This window comes from Bacillus sp. DJP31, from assembly GCF_049310945.1.
Classification (GTDB): domain Bacteria; phylum Bacillota; class Bacilli; order Bacillales; family SA4; genus Bacillus_BS.
In genome coordinates this window covers 313,338-334,174 of record NZ_JBMERO010000001.1, presented here as the reverse complement: position 1 = coordinate 334,174, position 20,837 = coordinate 313,338, and the positions used below count along the sequence as shown (strand labels likewise).

At 39.4% G+C, this 20,837-nt stretch carries 16 protein-coding genes and 1 pseudogene; 16 read left to right on the top strand and 1 reads right to left on the bottom strand.

Annotated elements, in window-relative coordinates; translation table 11 throughout:
- Positions 1–10: 10 nt before the first annotated feature.
- The 9 genes and pseudogenes from ACOI1C_RS01700 (at position 11) to ACOI1C_RS01660 (ending at position 9,929) form a co-directional block, all read left to right on the top strand.
- Positions 11–1,300, top strand: coding sequence for a dihydroorotase (locus tag ACOI1C_RS01700; RefSeq protein WP_422507341.1), 1,290 nt, complete (start codon positions 11–13; stop codon positions 1,298–1,300).
- On the top strand, positions 1,297–2,391 hold the full coding sequence (locus ACOI1C_RS01695; RefSeq protein WP_422507339.1) for a carbamoyl phosphate synthase small subunit: 1,095 nt from the start codon (positions 1,297–1,299) through the stop codon (positions 2,389–2,391). The genes ACOI1C_RS01700 and ACOI1C_RS01695 overlap by 4 nt, the downstream gene beginning before the upstream one ends.
- Positions 2,384–5,596: a carbamoyl-phosphate synthase large subunit gene (carB, locus tag ACOI1C_RS01690; protein WP_422507337.1), complete on the top strand. Its 3,213-nt coding sequence runs from the start codon at positions 2,384–2,386 to the stop codon at positions 5,594–5,596. The genes ACOI1C_RS01695 and carB overlap by 8 nt, the downstream gene beginning before the upstream one ends.
- Entirely contained in the window at positions 5,593–6,372 is a 780-nt protein-coding gene (locus ACOI1C_RS01685) for a dihydroorotate dehydrogenase electron transfer subunit (RefSeq protein ID WP_422507335.1), read from the top strand. The genes carB and ACOI1C_RS01685 overlap by 4 nt, the downstream gene beginning before the upstream one ends.
- A 47-nt stretch (positions 6,373–6,419) precedes the next feature.
- Entirely contained in the window at positions 6,420–7,310 is an 891-nt protein-coding gene (locus tag ACOI1C_RS01680) for a dihydroorotate dehydrogenase (RefSeq protein ID WP_422507630.1), read from the top strand.
- On the top strand, positions 7,283–7,999 hold the full coding sequence (gene pyrF / locus ACOI1C_RS01675) for an orotidine-5'-phosphate decarboxylase (RefSeq protein WP_422507333.1): 717 nt from the start codon (positions 7,283–7,285) through the stop codon (positions 7,997–7,999). Before ACOI1C_RS01680 ends, pyrF begins: the two co-directional genes overlap by 28 nt.
- Entirely contained in the window at positions 7,996–8,628 is a 633-nt protein-coding gene (pyrE, locus tag ACOI1C_RS01670) for an orotate phosphoribosyltransferase (protein ID WP_422507331.1), read from the top strand. Before pyrF ends, pyrE begins: the two co-directional genes overlap by 4 nt.
- Positions 8,629–8,988: 360 nt before the next feature.
- Positions 8,989–9,379, top strand: a pseudogene (tnpA, locus tag ACOI1C_RS01665) (IS200/IS605 family transposase).
- 388 nt (positions 9,380–9,767) lie between these two features.
- On the top strand, positions 9,768–9,929 hold the full coding sequence (locus tag ACOI1C_RS01660) for a transposase (protein WP_422507329.1): 162 nt from the start codon (positions 9,768–9,770) through the stop codon (positions 9,927–9,929).
- Positions 9,930–10,122: 193 nt separating this feature from the next.
- Here the strand turns inward: ACOI1C_RS01660 and ACOI1C_RS01655 are convergent, their stop codons facing one another.
- Positions 10,123–11,832, bottom strand: coding sequence for an Rqc2 family fibronectin-binding protein (locus ACOI1C_RS01655; protein ID WP_422507327.1), 1,710 nt, complete (start codon positions 11,830–11,832; stop codon positions 10,123–10,125).
- A 175-nt stretch (positions 11,833–12,007) separates the two neighbouring features.
- On the opposite strand from ACOI1C_RS01655, the gene ACOI1C_RS01650 reads away from it, so the two are divergent.
- The 7 genes from ACOI1C_RS01650 (at position 12,008) to priA (ending at position 20,824) form a co-directional block, all read left to right on the top strand.
- Entirely contained in the window at positions 12,008–14,686 is a 2,679-nt protein-coding gene (locus ACOI1C_RS01650; protein WP_422507325.1) for a calcium-translocating P-type ATPase, SERCA-type, read from the top strand.
- Positions 14,687–14,887: 201 nt separating this feature from the next.
- A complete protein-coding gene (locus ACOI1C_RS01645; RefSeq protein ID WP_422507324.1) occupies positions 14,888–15,766 on the top strand; it encodes a YicC/YloC family endoribonuclease in 879 nt (292 codons plus the stop codon).
- Between the two features lie 59 nt (positions 15,767–15,825).
- Positions 15,826–16,089 carry an extracellular matrix/biofilm regulator RemA gene (gene remA, locus ACOI1C_RS01640; protein ID WP_422507322.1) on the top strand — a complete coding sequence of 88 codons (264 nt, stop codon included), beginning with the start codon at positions 15,826–15,828 and terminating at the stop codon, positions 16,087–16,089.
- Positions 16,090–16,101: 12 nt separating this feature from the next.
- Positions 16,102–16,716, top strand: coding sequence for a guanylate kinase (gmk, locus tag ACOI1C_RS01635; RefSeq protein ID WP_422507320.1), 615 nt, complete (start codon positions 16,102–16,104; stop codon positions 16,714–16,716).
- Between the two features lies 1 nt (position 16,717).
- Positions 16,718–16,945 carry a DNA-directed RNA polymerase subunit omega gene (gene rpoZ, locus ACOI1C_RS01630; protein WP_422507318.1) on the top strand — a complete coding sequence of 76 codons (228 nt, stop codon included), beginning with the start codon at positions 16,718–16,720 and terminating at the stop codon, positions 16,943–16,945.
- 259 nt (positions 16,946–17,204) lie between these two features.
- A complete protein-coding gene (coaBC, locus tag ACOI1C_RS01625; RefSeq protein WP_422507628.1) occupies positions 17,205–18,410 on the top strand; it encodes a bifunctional phosphopantothenoylcysteine decarboxylase/phosphopantothenate--cysteine ligase CoaBC in 1,206 nt (401 codons plus the stop codon).
- On the top strand, positions 18,407–20,824 hold the full coding sequence (gene priA, locus ACOI1C_RS01620) for a primosomal protein N' (protein WP_422507316.1): 2,418 nt from the start codon (positions 18,407–18,409) through the stop codon (positions 20,822–20,824). Before coaBC ends, priA begins: the two co-directional genes overlap by 4 nt.
- The last annotated feature ends 13 nt before the right edge of the window (positions 20,825–20,837 follow it).

The window sequence follows — 20,837 nt, the reverse complement described above, 5'->3', positions numbered from 1 at the left end:
GGACTTTTTAATGGCAACAATTCTAAAGAACGGACAAATGATTAATAAGGAAGGTCAATTAGAAAGTGTTGAATTAAAAATTGAGAATGGAAAAGTACTAGAACTTGCTCCTTCCATACAAGAGTCTCCTTTGGATGACGTAATAAATGTGAATAACCAACTTATTGTACCTGGCCTTGTAGACTTACACGTCCATTTACGTGAACCAGGTGGAGAGCATAAGGAAACAATTGAAACTGGGTCAAGAGCTGCGGCAAAGGGTGGATTTACAACGATTGCGGCCATGCCAAATACAAGACCTGTTCCTGATTCAAAAGAACAAATGGAATGGCTCCAAGCTCGTATTAAAGAAACAGCCTATGGCAGAGTTTTACCTTACGCTGCGATCTCAATTAGACAGTTAGGTGAAACGTTAACAGACTTTGAAGCACTTAAGATTGCGGGGGCGTTCGCCTTTACCGACGATGGTGTTGGAGTACAAAGTGCTGGAATGATGCTTGAAGCAATGAAGCGTGCAGTGGAACTGGATATGTCAATTGTCGCTCACTGTGAAGACAATACTCTCATTAACAAAGGCTCCGTTCATGAAGGTATTTTTTCAAAACAAAATGGACTTAACGGAATTCCATCAGTTTGTGAAGCCGTTCATATTGCCAGAGATGTTTTGCTTGCTGAAGCAACAGGGTGCCATTACCATGTTTGTCACATCAGTACGAAGGAGTCAGTCCGAGTAGTAAGGGATGCCAAAGGAGCGGGCATTCGTGTAACAGCCGAAGTAACCCCACACCATTTACTTTTATGTGAGGATGATATCCCGGGTCTAGACTCTAATTACAAGATGAATCCGCCACTTCGAGGGAAGAAAGACCAAGAAGCCCTGATTGAAGGGCTATTAGATGGAACAATCGATTTCATCGCGACAGATCATGCTCCACATACAGCAGAAGAAAAAGCAGAGGGGATGCAGCTGGCACCATTTGGTATTGTTGGATTAGAAACAGCCTTTCCACTCCTTTATTCGCACTTTGTTGAAAAAGGCATTATTACATTAAATCAGCTAATTGACTTCCTAACAATAAAGCCATCAGATGCCTTTAATCTTCCATACGGCAGGCTAGGTGTAGGGACAGATGCAGATTTAACAATACTAGATTTATCATCAGAGAAGGAAATCAACCCTTCTACCTTTTTGTCAAAAGGAAAGAACACTCCATTTTCAGGCTGGAAGTGTAAAGGCTGGCCACAGCTAACAATGGTAGGTGGAAGAATCGTTTGGGAAATGGAGAGTGCTCGAGTATGAAAAGACAACTAATACTAGAAGACGGTACAGTATTTGTAGGTGAAGGCTTTGGTAGCACAGATTCTACAATCGGAGAAGTTGTATTTAATACAGGGATGACTGGCTATCAAGAGATTTTATCTGACCCTTCCTATTGTGGTCAAATTGTTACCCTGACGTATCCTTTAGTAGGTAATTACGGAATTAACAGAGATGATTTTGAGTCCATTATACCAGCGATATCTGGTTTTATCGTAAAAGAAGTATGTGATGTTCCTTCTAATTTCCGAAGTCAATTCACATTAGATGAATATTTTAAAGCGAAAAATATTCCTGGCCTATCTGGGATTGATACCCGAAAGCTGACAAGAATTATTCGCCAATATGGAACATTGAAGGGAGCTTTATGCTCGTTAGATGTTGATGTTTTTGAGGTGATTCAATTATTAAAGGGCGAGGAACTCCCAACTAACCAAGTCCAACAAGTTTCAACAAAGGATCCGTATCCAAGTCCGGGTCGTGGCGATCGTGTGGTTTTAGTAGACTTTGGTATGAAGCACGGAATTCTTCGTGAGCTGACGAAACGAAAATGTGATGTAATCGTAGTTCCTTACAATACAACCGCAAAAGAAATACTACAACTGAACCCTGACGGAATCATGCTAACTAATGGACCTGGAGATCCAAAGGATGTACCAGAGGCAATCGAAATGATAAAAGAGATCCTAGGGAAAGTCCCTTTATTCGGAATATGTTTAGGGCATCAATTATTTGCACTAGCTTGCTCTGCCAATACAGAGAAAATGAAATTTGGTCACCGTGGCTCAAACCACCCTGTTAAGCACTTACAGTCTGGTAAGGTAGCAATTACAGCCCAAAATCATGGATATACAGTAGAGGAATCCTCACTTTTAAAGACTAGATTAGAAGTAACGCATGTTGCATTAAATGATGGAACAGTTGAAGGATTGAGACACCTTGATTTTCCTGCCTTTACGGTACAATATCACCCTGAGGCATCACCTGGACCAGAAGATGCAAATGGATTATTTGATGAATTTCTATCTATGATTGAACAAAGCAAAAAAGAAGGGGTTGCTAGAAATGGCTAAACGTCACGATATTGAAACGATTCTTGTCATTGGATCAGGTCCGATTGTTATCGGCCAAGCAGCAGAATTTGATTATGCGGGCACACAGGCATGTCTTGCTCTTAGAGAAGAAGGCTATAAAGTGATTCTTGTAAACTCCAACCCTGCGACGATTATGACAGATACAGAAATTGCAGATAAAGTGTATATTGAACCTCTTACCGTTGAATTTTTAAGTAAAATCATTCGTAAAGAACGTCCAGATGCAATCCTACCAACTCTTGGTGGTCAAACAGGCCTGAATTTAGCTGTAGACCTTTCAAGAGTTGGAGTTCTAGAAGAGTGTGGAGTTGAGATTCTCGGAACAAAGCTTTCAGCCATTGAACAAGCGGAGGATCGTGATCTTTTCCGTCAGCTGATGAACGAGCTAGGGCAGCCAGTTCCAGAAAGTGACATCATCCACTCATTAGAACAAGCGTATGATTTTGTTGAACGAATCGGATACCCAGTCATTGTTCGTCCTGCTTATACAATGGGCGGAACGGGCGGTGGAATTTGTGAAGATGAAGAAGAACTTATCGAAATCGTAACAGGAGGATTAAAAAGTAGCCCTGTTACGCAATGCTTGTTAGAGAAAAGCATTGCTGGTTTCAAGGAAATTGAATACGAGGTTATGCGAGACAGCTCTGACCATGCGATTGTTGTATGTAACATGGAAAATGTTGATCCAGTCGGTATTCACACAGGCGACTCCATCGTTGTCGCACCAAGTCAAACATTAAGTGATCGCGAATACCAGCTTTTACGAAATGCTTCATTGAAAATTATCCGTGCCCTGAAAATCGAAGGTGGATGCAACGTTCAGTTAGCAATTGATCCCGATAGCTTTCAATACTTTGTAATTGAAGTAAATCCACGTGTGAGCCGTTCATCAGCACTAGCTTCCAAAGCAACAGGTTATCCAATTGCCAAGCTAGCAGCGAAGATAGCTGTCGGATTAACACTAGATGAAATGATGAACCCGGTTACAGGAAAAACGTTTGCTTGTTTCGAACCAGCCCTTGATTATATCGTGACAAAGATTCCAAGATGGCCGTTTGATAAATTTGAGTCAGCTAATCGTAAGCTCGGAACTCAAATGAAGGCAACAGGCGAAGTCATGGCGATCGGTAGAACATTTGAGGAGTCACTATTAAAAGCAATACGATCACTTGAAGCGAACGTTTTTCATCTTACTGAAGCTGCATTCGAGAGCTTAACCAATGAGGAACTGCAACATCGTATAACAAAAGCCGATGATGAACGATTATTTATCGTAGCAGAAGCCTTACGGAGAGGTATATCAATTGAACAAATCTTTGAGTGGAGTAAAATTGATCGATTCTTCCTTCATAAGTTTTGGAAGGTCATTCAAATGGATCAAAAAGTTAAGGATCACCCACTCGATATAGAGGTATTAACAAAAGCGAAGCGAATGGGATTCTCCGATATTACCATATCAAAAATGTGGAATATGCCAGAGTCTGAAGTGTATGACCTAAGAAAACAAGAAGGACTTTTACCAGTTTACAAAATGGTCGACACATGTGCAGCAGAATTTGAATCTTCTACCGCTTACTTCTACGGTACTTACGAGGAGGAAAATGAGTCGGTAGTAACAAATAAGGAAAGTGTATTGGTTCTTGGGTCAGGTCCCATACGAATTGGCCAAGGGATAGAGTTTGACTACGCTACCGTTCATTCTGTTTGGGCGATCAAGGAAGCGGGTTATGAAGCCATCATTATCAACAACAACCCAGAAACCGTTTCGACTGACTTCAGCATATCTGACAAACTATATTTTGAACCATTAACAGTCGAGGATGTTATGCACGTAATTGAAGTAGAAAAGCCGATGGGTGTCATCGTACAATTTGGTGGTCAAACAGCTATTAATTTAGCAGCAGGATTAGCTGAGAAGGGCGTTCGTATCCTAGGGACGTCACTCGAAGACTTGGATCGTGCCGAAAACAGAGATAAATTTGAAGCGGCCCTTTCTACAATGGGAGTTCCTCAACCAGAAGGAAAAACAGCAACCTCAGTTGAGGAAGCGGTTGTAATAGCAAAACGAATCGGTTATCCGGTTTTAGTGCGACCTTCTTACGTTCTTGGTGGTCGAGCTATGGAGATTGTCGATCAAGAAGAAGAGCTCCTTTACTATATGGAAAATGCAGTCAAAATAAATCCGCAGCACCCGGTCTTAATTGACCGTTATTTAACAGGGAAAGAAATAGAAGTGGATGCAATCTCAGATGGTGAAACAGTCTATATTCCAGGAATAATGGAACACATCGAGCGCGCAGGGGTTCACTCTGGAGATTCAATCGCAGTCTATCCTGCACAAAGCTTGTCAGACGAAAAGAAGCAGCAGATTATTGATTATACAATTGCCCTTGCAAAAGGTCTTAACATTATCGGGTTGCTAAATATACAGTTTGTCATCTCAAAGAATAATGTATATGTATTAGAAGTGAATCCAAGATCAAGCCGGACTGTACCATTTCTGAGTAAGATAACGGGTGTACCGATGGCAAATCTTGCGACAAAGGCTATCCTTGGAACTTCTTTAAGAGAACTAGGATATGAAACAGGCTATCATCCAGAGTCACAAGGCGTATATGTAAAGGTTCCAGTGTTCTCGTTCGCGAAGCTAAGAAGGGTAGATATTACGCTCGGACCTGAAATGAAGTCAACAGGGGAAGTAATGGGCAAGGATACTACATTAGAAAAGGCCCTTTATAAAGGATTAGTTGCTTCTGGTATCTCCATCCCAACTTATGGGTCGGTACTATTTACGGTTGCAGATAAAGACAAACAAGAAGCATTAAGCCTAGCAAAACGTTTTCACCAGATTGGTTACAACATATTGGCAACTGAAGGAACGGCTGCTTTTATTCAGCAAGAAAAGATACCGGTAACGGTTGTAAATAAAATTGGGGCTCAAAAACCAAACCTCCTTGATGTTATTCGGAAGGGGGAAGCGCAATTCGTTATTAATACCCTAACAAAAGGAAAGCAAATTGCTAGAGACGGCTTTAGAATTAGACGTGAATCGGTTGAAAATGGTGTTGCCTGCTTAACTTCACTTGACACTGCTTATGCGATCTTACGAGTGTTAGAGTCGATGACATTTTCAACGCAGTCGATGAGACAAAACAGCACACCTCAAAAGGTGGTACTAACATGATTCGTCAAGAATGGATGACGATTGTTCATCAGGAATCCATTGCCAAAGACATTTTTGAACTAACTGTTAAAGGAAAGTTAGTAGAAGAAATGAGCGAGCCAGGACAGTTTGTTCATATTAAGATAGGTAGTGGTGTAGAACCATTGCTGAGAAGACCAATAAGTATTTGTTCGATTGATAAAGAAAATTTACAATTTACGATGCTGTACCGCAGCGAGGGCATTGGAACGAAGATGCTCTCTGAAAAGCCAGTGGGTGAGAAGGTCAATGTTCTCGGACCACTAGGGAATGGTTTCCCAGTTGTTGAAACAAAAAAAGGTGAAACAGCCTTACTCGTCGGGGGAGGAATTGGTGTTCCCCCTCTTTATGAGCTATCGAAACAGCTTGTAAACCTAGGAGTAAAGGTGACTCACGTCCTTGGCTTTCAATCCATTGATAATGTATTTTATGAATCGCATTTTCATGAACTTGGAGACACGTATGTATCCACCGTGGACGGCACTTATAGTACAAAAGGATTTGTTACCGATGTGATCGACCAATTCAAGTTAGAGTTTGATACCCTATATTCTTGTGGGCCAAATGTCATGCTACAGGCATTAGAAAGCCGCTATATAGATAGAAGAGCTTATATCTCTCTAGAAGAGAGAATGGGCTGTGGAATTGGGGCTTGCTTTGCTTGTGTATGTCATGTTCAAAATGATCCAACAGGATTCGCCTATAAGAAGGTTTGTAGTGATGGTCCAGTATTCAAAGTCGGTGAGGTGGTATTGTGAGTCGCTTATCAATCGAACTTCCAGGGTTGCAGTTAAAGAACCCGATCATGCCAGCTTCAGGATGCTTTGGATTCGGGAAAGAGTATGCTAATTTTTATGATCTAAGTGTTTTAGGTGCCATCATGATTAAGGCAACGACCGTGGAGCCACGTTTTGGTAATCCCACTCCACGCGTGGCGGAGACGTCATCAGGGATGTTGAATGCAATTGGGTTGCAAAATCCAGGGTTGGAAAAGGTTCTAACTGACGAGTTACCTTGGCTAGAAAAATTCGACACGCCGATCATTGCGAATGTTGCAGGTTCTGTTGTTGAGGATTATATCGAGGTTGCAAGGGAGATTTCAAAGGCAAAGAATGTTCACGCGTTAGAGCTGAATATATCTTGCCCTAACGTGAAAACAGGCGGGATTGCTTTTGGAACAATTCCTGAGATTGCAGCTGAATTAACTAAAAAGGTGAAAGAAGTGTCAGAGGTTCCAGTTTATGTAAAACTATCGCCGAACGTCTCAAATATTGTAGATATGGCAAAAGCGGTGGAGGCTGCTGGTGCTGACGGAATCACGATGATTAATACACTTATAGGCATGCGCTTGGATTTAAAAACAGGTAAGCCAATCCTAGCCAATCGGACAGGTGGTTTGTCTGGTCCAGCTATTAAACCAGTAGCTATTCGAATGATCCATGAGGTTAGTCAACAAGTATCTATTCCGATAATTGGAATGGGTGGGGTTCAATCAGCTGAGGATGTAATCGAGTTTCTATATGCTGGTGCGAGTGCAGTAGCTGTAGGGACGGCAAACTTTGTAGATCCTTTTGTTTGCCCAACAATCATCGATGAATTACCACATCTACTAAAAAGTTTAGGCTATGACCACGTTTCAGAGTGTATCGGAAGGAGCTGGAATAAACCATGCAACGTTCTCTCATCATCGCATTAGACTTTCAAAACCTAGAGGAAGTGAAGAAATTTCTAGCTCCTTTTGGAAATGAACAGTTATTTGTAAAAGTAGGAATGGAACTATTTTATAAAGAAGGTCCACAAATACTTCACTATTTGAAGAACGCGGGACACCAGATTTTCCTAGATCTAAAGCTTCATGATATTCCGAACACGGTTAATAAAGCGATGAAAAGCATTGCAACACTTGGGGTAGACCTGGTTAATGTTCATGCTGCGGGTGGAAAGGCCATGATGGAAGCGGCTCTTGAAGGATTAGATGCAGGTACTTCCCCAGGATTAGAACGACCTAAGCTTATCGCTGTAACTCAATTAACAAGTACGTCTGACACAATACTGAAACAAGAGTTACTAATTGAAACATCGTTGTCTGAAACAGTCATTTCCTATGCGAGTTTAGGACAAGATGCAGGATTAGACGGAGTTGTTTGTTCAGTTAAAGAAGTACCGATACTTCGTAAGGTCCTGGGAGACTCTTTTTTAACGGTCACACCTGGAATCAGGTTGAAAGAGGACTCAAAGGATGATCAGACAAGAATTGCCACACCAACAGAAGCTCGTATTGCTGGCTCAAGCATGATTGTCGTTGGCAGAAGTATCACGGGTTCTTTAAATCCGATTGAAAAATATAAAGTCATAAAGGGTCAATGGGAGGGTGTTACTGTATGAAAAATCAAATAGCTGAACATTTGCTAAAGATTGGAGCTGTTTCACTACAGCCACAAAATCCTTTTACATGGTCTTCGGGCATTAAGTCGCCCATCTATTGTGATAACCGTCTAACTATGTCCTATCCACATGTTCGAAAAGACATAGCTAGTGGCCTGAAGGAATTGATTACTGAACATTTTCCAGATGCAGAGCTGATTGCGGGAACGGCAACGGGTGGTATTGCACCTGCTGCTTGGGTAAGTGATTTGCTAGAGCTTCCGATGTGTTATGTAAGAGGAAAAGCAAAAAGCCATGGCCAAGGCAAGCAAGTTGAAGGAGCTTTCAAACCAGGCCAAAAGGTCGTTGTGATTGAAGATCTCATTTCAACCGGAGGCAGCTCTTTAGCGTCGGTCGAAGTACTGCGAAAAGCAGGCTGTGAAGTACTAGGGATAGCGGCTATTTTTACTTATGAATTAGAAACAGCCAAAAAAGCATTTTCTAACTTAGAGGTAGATGCGCATACATTAACTACTTTTTCATCATTAGCAGAGATTGCGGCGGCAAATGGGATCATTTCTACTCAAGATTTAGACAAACTTGAGCGATGGAGAAAGAATCCAAAGGATGAAACGTGGATTACTACTTGATTGAATCTTAGAATCTAATTTTATTGGCGTGAATTTAAATATATTGGAAAAACACAGAATATACTAGGTATAAGCCAAAAATCCCACGTTTAAAAGAAAAAAAGCACAGTCACTAATTATATTTCCTAAACTGTGGAGAAATGGGAAATAACAGTAATTTTAGAACACAAAAGGCTTGGTATTAAAACCAAGCCTTTTGCGACTTTTTTTAGGACTGATATAAATAAAATCCCCGTTTGATGAATAAGTATATCATCCTAATTTCCAAGAGCGTGGTCTAAATCCACCGTTTGTAGACGGTATACGCTTTCAGCCTTATCTTTAAATGGTTATCAAAAAAGTAGTCATGCCGTATCTGATATAAAATATCACGTTATATGGGTTACAATATATAGGAATAAGGTTTTGAATGGTGCAATTGCCAAAAGAACAAGAGAGTTGATAAGGCAAGGATGCGAAGCTAGAGGAATAACTATTCTGCAGGGAAGTGTGGGCAAAGATCACATCTACCTTTTGCTTTCTTGTCCTCCTAGCCTAGCTCCGAGTAAAATTATGCAGTACTTAAAAGGAAGATCATCAAGGCTGTTACAAGATGAATTTCCTGAACTAAAGAAGAGGTTTTGGGGACAACATCTATGGGAAAGAGGTTACTTTTTGTTCGACAGTTGGTAATGTCACGGAAGAAATTATTAGAAATATTTATTTTCACTTTATAAGTATGAAAAAAATCCCTATCTTTGATATGTTTTAATCACCACAAAAAAACAAGAAGAAGAAGGGATTCTATATGAAAAGTGTACAAGAAAATGCTTATCTTTCAACAAAAGAGTAAAGGTTAATTTTGACGGTGGGATCTTTCGTCCGATTTAGGGTTACTACTATAAAAGAGTTTGTTAAAAAAGTTAGGCATAACCGGAACGCTTAAATAAAACATCAAGATCACGGATTCTGCCTTCCATCACACACTCTCCAACCAAGATGTCATCATGCGGAAAGTGTACCAACATCTTGCGGGCTATCATACGGGAAATTCAGCTGACGATCTACAAGTGGAACCCACTATTTCGCGTTTGAATTAAAAAGTAGACGAAGAAACAGTCGGTCAATTTCAACAGACCATTCAATGATTATTTGGTTGAGTGCAACGAATAAAGCCAAGTGAGGGCAATATCTTCGATATCGATTCTTCTAATTTCAAGACAACAGGAAATCAAGAGGATACTGCTTATAATGCACATTATCAGACAATGGGCTACCATCCTTTATTCTTATTTGCAGTCGGTTTAACCAACAAGAAATAATAAGACAATATCAAATTCTTAGCCCTAAAAAAATGAAAATATAGAGGGCTTAGTTTAGTGTTGCCTTCTGGCCAAAAGTGTTTTCATACAAACAGCATTGTTGAATTGAATGGACCAACTCGCATGTGAATTGGTCTTTGTCTGCTATTTATATTGACTCTCATATGCGGAACTAATAAAAAATCGACTGTCCTTATTTTTTTAACTGCCGTACCAAATCTTGGTCAGGTGTGACATATACAGTTTGCTGATTGTCATATATAACATAGCCTGGTTTAGATCCATTTGGCTTCTTTACATATTTCACTTTCGTATAGTCAACAGGGACTGAGCTAGAGTTTCTCGCTTTACTGAAGTAGGCTGCTAAGGTAGCTGCATCGATGATCGACTGCTCGTCTGGTTCCGGATGACGAATGACCACGTGAGAACCAGGTATGTCCTTTGTGTGAAACCATAGTTCCTCACGATGTGCTAACTTATTGGTTAAATAGTCGTTTTGTTTGTTGTTTTTTCCAACAAGGATTGGTTTCCCGTCACTTGATTGATATTCTTCTAGGGTTGGTTTTTGTGGCTTGTTTTTCTTATTTCCTTTTGTTTGTTTGGCTTTTACATACCCTTCTTCAACAAGCTCTTCCCTGATTTCCGCAATATCCTTTGGAGAGGCAGACTCCATTTGCTGTAATAACGATTCGAAATACATAGATTCTAGTTTTGCTTTTTCAATTTGGTCTAAGATGAAATTAACCGACTTTTTGGCTTTCTGGTATTTTATATAATAGCTTTGTGTATTTTGGGATGGAGTCCTTAAAGGATTGAGGGGAATCGAAACTAATCCATTAAACTCATCATAATAATTATTTACTTCAATCTCTTTTTGACCTTTTTTCATCAAATGCATATTAGCAGTGAGTAACTCCCCAAATAATTGATACTCTTCAGCTTTGCCCGCATCTTTCAGCGTTTTTTCCAGTTTAATAATCTTTTTATCATTTTTCTCTTTTTCATTTCGGATAAAACGCTCAAGGTCATGTCCTTGCTGTTTAACTCGGTCTCGTTCTGCTTTTCCAAAATAGAAACGATCGAGTAGATCACTTGGAGATGGAAAGGATTTTACTTCGCCGCCTAAATGACTCAAAGGTAATACGTAGAAATATTCTTTCTCCTTACCCACAACGATCACAGGCTGAAATTGATGGTTTTTGATCTTTTCTATTTGCGTAACAAAGGCATTCGCAAGCTTTTGTTTACCCGTTATCCCCGCTAGATGAACAACTTCATTTGCAAAAAGAGGTGATACACCACTAAAAGCGCCGACAATCTGGTTGGCAAGCTTTCCAGAATTGAAGTCGAGCTTTCTCAAAAACGTCTCTTCATCAACTAAAAGAGGGTTTAATTTTTCTTGTGATGGTGGACTCACATAGTCATATCCAGGCAGTATGGTTCGGTGACGGTTTACAACAGGTGGAACATGCTTAATACTGTCCAAGATGATGTTGCGTTCCTTATCGATTAACACAATATTACTATGTTTGCCCATAATCTCAATGATTAATTGTTTAACCGTTTCATCTCCAAGCTCGTTCCTACCTCTTGTTTCAATAGAGATAATCCTTTCCATCTCCAATTGCTGGATAGAGGTAATGACATAGCCCTCTAAATGCTTTCGTAACAGCATACAAAACATTGGTGGTTCTGACGGATTATCAAAAGACTCATTGGTAAGATGAACCCTTGAATAAGAAGGATTGGCCGAGATCAATAGTTTATATGATTGACCATTGGCACGAATTTGAAGTAAAAGTTCTTGTTTATAAGGCTGATAAATCTTTGAAATGCGACCATTTAAAATTTTTTGCTGTAACTCATTTGTTATAGCTTTTGTGAAAATACCGTCAAATGACATAATAACACCCTTTCAACCGATACACTGCTTCAATCTTATGGAGAGCTTTTTCCAAAAATGAAATTGAACAATTGCTCTTAGTATAGCATTTTTTACACCTTGTCTGAATAAGATTCTCTAGGAGAGTGTCGTACAAGCGTCTTGACTATTTAGAGAAAAGGTGTGAGGTTACTCGATGAAGTGGTATGAACTAAGGACAGAAGATGTAGAGAAAAGAGTAAACACAAATTATGATGCTGGCCTTTCAGTTAAGGATGTGCAAGATCGTCTTCAAAAATTCGGGTATAATGAGCTGCAAGAAGCAGAAAAGCCGAATATGTTTCTGTTATTTTTAGAGCAATTTAAAGATTTTATGGTATTAGTATTACTTGCAGCCACTCTTGTTTCAGGGTTACTCGGCGAGTATATAGATGCTATTGCCATTATTGCAATCGTCATTATTAATGCCTGTCTAGGCTTCTTCCAGGAACGAAAGGCAGAAAAGTCGTTGGATGCATTAAAGGAATTGTCTGCACCGCAAGTTTTGGTAAAAAGAGATTCGATTTGGGCGAAAATACCATCTAAAGAACTAGTAGTTGGAGATGTTGTCAAGTTTTCAAGTGGAGACCGAATAAGTGCAGATATTCGTTTGATTCAGTCCAATAGTCTTGAAATCGAGGAGTCTGCCTTAACCGGAGAGTCCCTACCTGTTCAAAAAGTAACGGGTCCCGTTAGTGGACAACACATCGGTCTTGGTGATCAGGAGAACATGGCATTTATGGGAACGATGGTTACGAGAGGGTCTGGTGTTGGAGTTGTTGTGGCAACGGGGATGAAGACGGCAATGGGCCAAATTGCGGACTTACTTCAAAACGCTGAAACGATGATTACACCCCTACAACTAAAGCTTGAGCAACTTGGAAAGATTTTAATCACAGTTGCCTTGTTCTTAACGGCAATCGTTGTTTTATTAGGTGTGATGCAGGGGCATGACGTATATAGTATGTTTTTAGCCGGTGTGTCTCTTGCGGTAGCAGCTATTCCAGAAGGTTTACCAGCTATCGTCACAGTCGCTTTGTCGTTAGGTGTTCAACGAATGATTAAAAATAACGCGATTGTTCGCAAGCTACCAGCGGTTGAAACGCTTGGGTGTGCCTCTGTCATCTGTTCAGATAAAACAGGAACGTTGACTCAAAACAAGATGACAGTAACCCATTTATGGTCAGGTGGGCAAACATGGAATGTCACAGGTACAGGCTATGAGCCTGATGGTCGTTTTTATGAAAATGACATTGAAATCTTTCCAAAAGAAGTAAAGTCACTTCAACAGCTACTTACCTTTGGTTTGCTTTGTAATAATGCAGAAATTAAGCAAAAGAAAAAGAATATTGTCTTAGACGGAGATCCAACAGAAGGAGCCATGGTTGTTTCAGCTATGAAGGCAGGCCTTATAAGAAAACTGCTAGCAGAACAATTTACAATTGAGAAGGAATTTCCTTTTGATTCAACAAGAAAAATGATGTCAGTAGTTGTCCGAGATGCTAGCGGGAAAAGATTTGTGGTCACAAAAGGTGCACCAGATGTACTCATCACAAATAGTGAATCGATTCTTTGGGATCATAGACAGCAATTTCTATCAGACCGATTGAAAACTGAGGTTGAAGCTGCTATCGAAGGTCTTGGCCAGCAAGCACTTCGCACCATTGCTGTAGCCTTTAAAGCACTTGGGCCTTCTCAAACCATTTATAATGAGATAGAAGCCGAGAAAAATTTAATTTTTATCGGCTTACAAGGAATGATCGACCCACCAAGACCAGAAGTGAAGCTTGCTGTAAAAGAATGTAAGGATGCCGGAATTCGAACAGTTATGATTACGGGAGATCACATTGTTACAGCTAAGGCTATTGCGAAACAGCTTGGAATCCTACCTGAAAACGGAAAAGTAGTGCAAGGCAGTGATCTTGCAAATATGTCTGATGAGGAATTAGTAGACATAGTTGAAGATGTTTACGTATATGCACGCGTCTCACCAGAGCACAAGCTGAAAATTGTAAAAGCTCTCCAGAAAAATGGTCATATTGTGGCAATGACAGGTGACGGGGTCAATGATGCACCTGCCATCAAAGCAGCGGATATCGGAATTGCTATGGGAATTACAGGAACAGATGTAGCCAAAGAAGCTTCATCTCTAGTTCTTCTTGATGATAACTTTGCTACTATAAAGACAGCCATCAAAGAAGGCAGAAATATTTATGAAAACATTAGAAAATTTATTCGTTACCTGCTTGCTTCAAACGTCGGTGAAATATTAGTTATGTTGTTTGCCATGCTCCTTGCCCTTCCGTTACCACTCGTTCCCATTCAAATATTATGGGTTAATCTTGTCACAGACGGACTGCCTGCTATGGCACTAGGACTAGATCAAGCTGAAAATGATGTCATGAAAAGAGCACCAAGAAACCCAAGAGAAGGCATATTTTCGCGAGGGTTAGCTTGGAAGATTATTAGTCGCGGTTTTTTAATCGGTGGTGTAACATTAGCAGCTTTTATGATTACGTATTCAAATGATCCTGAGAATCTTATGTATGCTCAAACCATTGCTTTTGCAACGTTAGTTATGGCTCAGCTTATCCATGTATTTGATTGTCGTAGTGATCGTTCCGTTTTCCATCGAAACCCATTTGAGAATAAGTATTTAGTAGGAGCGGTTATTTCATCCATTTTGCTAATGTTAGTGGTCATTTACTATCCGCCATTCCAACCAATCTTTCATACAACAGCTATTGCGCTAAGAGATTGGCTACTCATATTAGGATTATCTGCAATTCCGACATTCCTGCTTGCAGGAGCATTGTTAACGAAAAAACGTTTATAACAGTCCTGTTTAAAGTGAGAATTAGAGTAAATCTAATTCTCTTTTTTTGCATGATCACCTATAAACCACCACCAGAGAAGGATGTAAGGTATGTTTGCATTTGTACAAATATTACGAATAATCATCTCATCTTGCCTTTTTACTATCGGATTCAAACAATAGGTGTTAAACTAGTTAGACTAGGAGTTAGGATGTGATAATATGCTAGCTAGTATGACTGGATTTGGTCGGGTACATAAACAGTTTGACCACTATTCAATAACGGTCGAAATGAAATCGGTCAACCATCGATTTTGTGAAGTAAATATTCGATTACCAAGACACATGATGAACCTGGAGGAAAAGTTTAAGAAACTGATAACAAACCATCTACACCGGGGTCGTATTGAGGTATTTATTACTATCGAAGGAAATGCACAAACCTCAAAGGCAATAAGGGTAGACTGGGCGCTTCTCGATCAATATTACCAAGCACTCTTAGCCTCTAAAAGGCGATACAAGTTAGAAGATTCTATTACCTTAGAACTCCTAATGGGGCAACCTGAACTAGTTGAAGTTATTGAAAAAGAAGAACCAATTGAAGGGCTAGAACAGAGTTTAATTGAAATGGTTGAGCAAGCTGTCAAACAACTTAAAGGAATGCGGCTTGAAGAAGGTACAAAATTACTCCAAGACATTCAGTTAAATCTTACATACATAGAAGAAAGCTGTGAGAAAGTTGCCTCATACGCTCCTCAAGTCATAGAGCAATACCGAGAACGGATACATAAGAGATTAGCAGATTATACGGCAGGCATTGTAGATGAATCTCGACTTTTGACAGAGGTTGCCGTCTTTTCTGAAAAAGTAGATATTAATGAAGAACTTACACGGATTAACAGTCATGTTAGGCAGTTTTATAATACACTTCAAGGCAAAGAAGAAGTGGTTGGCAGGAAGCTAGACTTCCTTGTTCAAGAGCTTAATCGTGAAATTAATACCATTGGTTCAAAATCTTATGACATAAATATTTCTGAGAATGTGGTTAATATGAAAACAAATTTAGAAAAAATTAAGGAACAAGTCCAAAACATTGAATAAGTGGCTTATAATCATGAGGGAACAGGGTTAGAATAGATTTGTGACTTTAGGAGGACGTAATGAGTATTAAGTTAATTAACATTGGATTTGGAAATATTGTTTCAGCCAATCGGATCATTGCGATTGTCAGTCCTGAGTCTGCACCGATTAAACGAACCATACAAGAAGCAAGAGACCGAAGTGTACTTATTGACGCTACGTATGGTAGGCGAACAAGAGCAGTCATTATTACAGATAGCGGACATATAATATTAGCTGCAGTTCAACCAGAGACAGTCGGACAGCGCTTTGGAAACAAAGAAGATTTATCTGATGAAGGGTAGGAAAAGAATCACATGAATGAAAGAGGACTATTAATCGTTCTTTCCGGACCTTCTGGTGTGGGGAAAGGAACTGTAAGGAAAGCTATATTTAACAAATTGGATACGAAACTTCAGTACTCAATCTCAATGACAACTCGAGGTCCACGAGCGGGTGAAGTAGATGGTGTCGATTACTTCTTTAAATCAAGGGAAGACTTTGAAAGCCTTATAAAGAAGGATAAACTATTAGAGTGGGCTGAATATGTAGGCAACTACTATGGTACACCGATAGATTATGTTGAAGAAACCTTGCAACAGGGTCGAGATGTCATTCTTGAAATTGAAGTTCAAGGAGCTCTGCAAGTTCGTAAAGCTTTTCCAGAAGGTTTGTTTATTTTCTTAGCTCCACCTAGCTTAAATGAACTGAAGAATCGGATTCATTCAAGAGGAACGGAATCAGAGGAATTAATAAACAATCGTATGACCGTTGCAAAAGAAGAAATCGAAATGATGGATGCCTATGATTACGTCGTAGAAAATGATAAAGTGGAGTTTGCTTGTGAACGAATTCAAGCAATCGTAACGGCTGAACATTGCCGTCGTGAACGTGTTGCAAACCGATATAAAAAGATGCTGGAGGCGGAATAATATGTTATATCCATCTATAGACACATTAATGAATAAAGTCGATTCTAAATACAAGCTAGTTACGTTAGCTTCAAAACGTGCAAGGAATCTTCAAAATAAAGATACATTATTTCTTGATAAAACAGTATCACATAAATTTGTTGGGAAAGCCTTAGAAGAAATAGAGGCTGGTCTGCTTCGAGCAAAGCCTGTTCTAGATTCGACTACTTACGAAGACGAGGAATTATAACAACCTAGTGGCTAGGTTGTTATTTTTTTCATTTATTTAATTGAAATTAGATTCATTGTATGTATTTGCGTTTTTTTAGATAAGAGTAGGATAGTAAAAGTTTTTTAAAAATGGTTTTTGTTTCTAGCTCTTGCGCAAAGGCCCGCCTGTGGTCAAATAACCTGAAGCAAATTTAAGGATACCACCCTTTTATTCGATTCAGAACATTGGCTATGCCTGAGGCTAAACAACGTGCTTGCGCTTTTTGTCAAAGGGGGAAATTGCATTGAAAAAAAATGTGCTTTTATGTGTAAGCGGAGGAATTGCGGTATATAAAGCAGCTGCATTAACTAGCAAGCTGGTACAGGCTAATTTTAACGTGAAAGTTATGATGACTGAATCTGCGACAGAGTTTGTCTCTCCTCTAACCTTTCAATCGTTATCAAGAAATCCTGTTTTTACAAATACGTTTGATGAAAAAGATCCAAATGTGATTGCACATATTGATCTTGCAGATTGGGCTGACCTCTTACTTGTGGCTCCAGCAACTGCAAATACGATAGGGAAGCTTGCGAATGGTATTGCAGATGATATGGTAACAACGACCATATTAGCGACGAAAGCACCCGTTTGGATTGCTCCTGCCATGAATGTGAATATGTATGATAACCCAGCTGTAAAGCGTAATATTGCTGTGCTTTTTGACGATGGCTATCGCTTCCTAGAGCCAACTGATGGATATTTGGCTTGTGGTTATTTAGGGAAAGGTAGATTAGAAGAGCCTGAAATCATAACAGAGTTAGTTAAAGATTTCTTTACCTACTCTAATCAGTTTCTAAAAGGTCTATCTATACTTGTTACGGGTGGACCAACGAGAGAGAATCTAGATCCTGTTCGTTTCTTTTCCAATCGCTCATCTGGAAAGATGGGTTTTGCTATTGCTGAGGTTGCGGCCAAGCTAGGTGCACAAGTCACACTAGTATCAGGACCATCTTCTTTACCAAGTCCGTCCAATGTGAAAGTTGTTAGGGTAGAATCAGCTCAGGAAATGTATGAGAGTGTGTTGGAGTCGTTCCCTAAAACGGATGTCGTAATCAAATCTGCTGCGGTAGCTGATTATCGCCCAAGCGAATCATTTTCTGAAAAAATGAAGAAGCAAGAGGGTACTTTAACAATTGAGTTTGAACGAACGATTGATATTTTAAAAACGTTAGGTACCATGAAAGCTGATAAACTTTTAATTGGATTTGCAGCAGAGACAGGAAGTATAGAGGAATATGCGAAAAAGAAACTATATGCAAAAAATCTAGATCTTGTTGTTGCAAACAATGTAAATGAAGCGGGAGCAGGCTTCCAAGGTGATACCAACATCGTAACTTTCTACCGAAAAGATCACACATTAAGAAAACTGCCAATCTTGTCAAAGAAAGAAGTTGCCTTTATTTTGCTACAAGAGGTTAAACAGCTTAGGGGAGAGTTGAAATGAACATAGCCAAGGTTATTGTCGACGTACCTGCAAAGCAAACGGATCGCGCCTTTGATTACTTGATTCCACAGGACTTTATTGGACTTATTTCTCCAGGAATTCGAGTGGTGGTGCCCTTTGGTCCAAGAAATGTACAGGGCTTTGTAGTTGCACTCGACACTAAATCAGATGTGAAAAAATTGAAGCCCATTTCGCAATTATTGGATGTTGAGCCCATATTAAATTTGGAGCTTCTACAATTAGGGAAATGGGTTTCAGAACAAACGTTAAGTTTTCAAATATCCGCCTATCAAGCCATGCTACCAGCTGCATTAAAGTCCAAATATGAAAAAGAAGTTATGTTAAAACAAGCTGAAAAAATGGAAGATCTACCGAAAGTCCTACAAGTACTATTTCAAAACAGAAGATCGTTTCAATGGGAAGAAATTGAAAAACATACAGATGTGATAAAGGCGATTCAACAAGCTATAAAGAATGAAATCGTAGAAATAGACTATGTGGTAAAATCTAGAGCAAAAAAGAAAACACAAAAGGTTTTATCATTAAATGTATCGATTGAAGAAGCACAGAAAACGGTCGAGTCCTTTTCTGCTCAGGCTGCACGTCAAAGGGAGGTTTTAGAATTTTTTATAGATCGAAATCAAACGAGTATCCCAAGAATTACACTAAAGGAAGTCCTATCAACAACAGACGCCCCCATTAAAACCTTACTTGGTAAAGGGCTATTAGCAGAAAAAGATATTGAAATCTACCGAGATCCTCATCGTGATTTAACGTTTAAGAAAACCACTTCACTGCCTTTAACGGACGAACAATCAAAGTCTATTGCCCCCATATTAAATTCCATCGAAATGGAGTCACATCAAACCTACTTGCTTTATGGTGTTACTGGGAGTGGGAAAACAGAAATATACTTACAGTCTATTGAAGAAGTGATCAAACAAGGGAAGCAAGCTATTGTGTTAGTGCCTGAAATTTCCTTAACACCACAGATGGTGGATCGGTTTAAAGGTAGGTTTGGGTCAAGTGTCGCCGTTTTACATAGTGGATTATCTATCGGAGAAAAGTATGATGAGTGGCGAAAGATTCACAAAAAAGAAGTCAAGATCGTGGTTGGAGCAAGATCAGCTATTTTTGCTCCCTTTGCTAAGCTCGGAATTATTATCATTGATGAAGAGCATGAGTCAAGTTACAAACAAGAGGAAAATCCCAGGTACCATGCTAGAGATGTTGCCATCAACCGAGGGCAATATCATAATTGCCCCGTTGTGTTAGGGAGTGCAACACCAACGCTAGAATCTTTTGCAAGGGCTAAAAAGGGTGTTTATCAACTTTTAACTTTATCTAAAAGAATGAATGATAGAGAGATGCCAAGTGTCGAAATTATTGACATGAGAGAAGAGTTAAGAGATGGTAATCGATCCATGTTCTCAACCCTTCTTTTTGAAAAGCTACAAGACCGGCTTCAAAAAGGAGAGCAAATTGTTTTATTTTTAAATCGTCGTGGATTTTCGACATTTGTTATGTGCAGGGATTGTGGATATGTTGTCAATTGCCCTGATTGTGATATATCTTTGACGTATCATCGATCCCAAAACGTGATGAAATGCCATTATTGTGGCTATGAGGAACCAGTAGTAAAAGAATGTCCATCGTGTCAGAGTGATCACATCCGTTTTTTTGGAACAGGTACGCAAAAGGTTGAAGAAGAAATTGGTAAACTTCTACCTGAGGCTCGCATCATTCGGATGGATGTAGACACAACAAGCCGAAAAGGATCTCACGAAAAGCTATTAACTGCATTTGGTGAAGGAAAGGCAGATATCCTTCTTGGCACCCAAATGATTGCAAAAGGATTAGACTTTCCTAGAGTTACACTAGTTGGTGTCTTAACAGCGGATACAATTTTAAATTTGCCTGATTTTAGATCAAGTGAAAAGACATTTCAGCTATTGACTCAGGTGAGTGGAAGAGCAGGAAGACATGAGTTGCCAGGAGAAGTGGTCATTCAAACCTATACACCAGAGCATTATAGTATTCAGTTAGCCAGCCATCACAATTTTAATGAGTTTTATCAAAAAGAAATGGGTCTAAGAAAGATTCTTCAATACCCTCCATTTTTTTATATCTCCTTACTTACGATAAGTCATCCCGAGATAACAAAAGTGGTATCTGTTACAGAGAGAATTACAACCTATTTACGTACAAATCTTTCTAGTCAATCTGTTGTTCTTGGACCGGTTTCTTCTCCAATACCTCGAATCAAAAATAGATATCGCTATCAATGCATGATAAAATACAAAGATGAACCGAAGCTAAAGCAATTGCTAAAAGGGTTAATTGATCATTACCAAAAAGAGATGCAACAAGATCTCCAAATTTCGATTGATATGAACCCGTATATGATGATGTAAAAGAGGAATATAG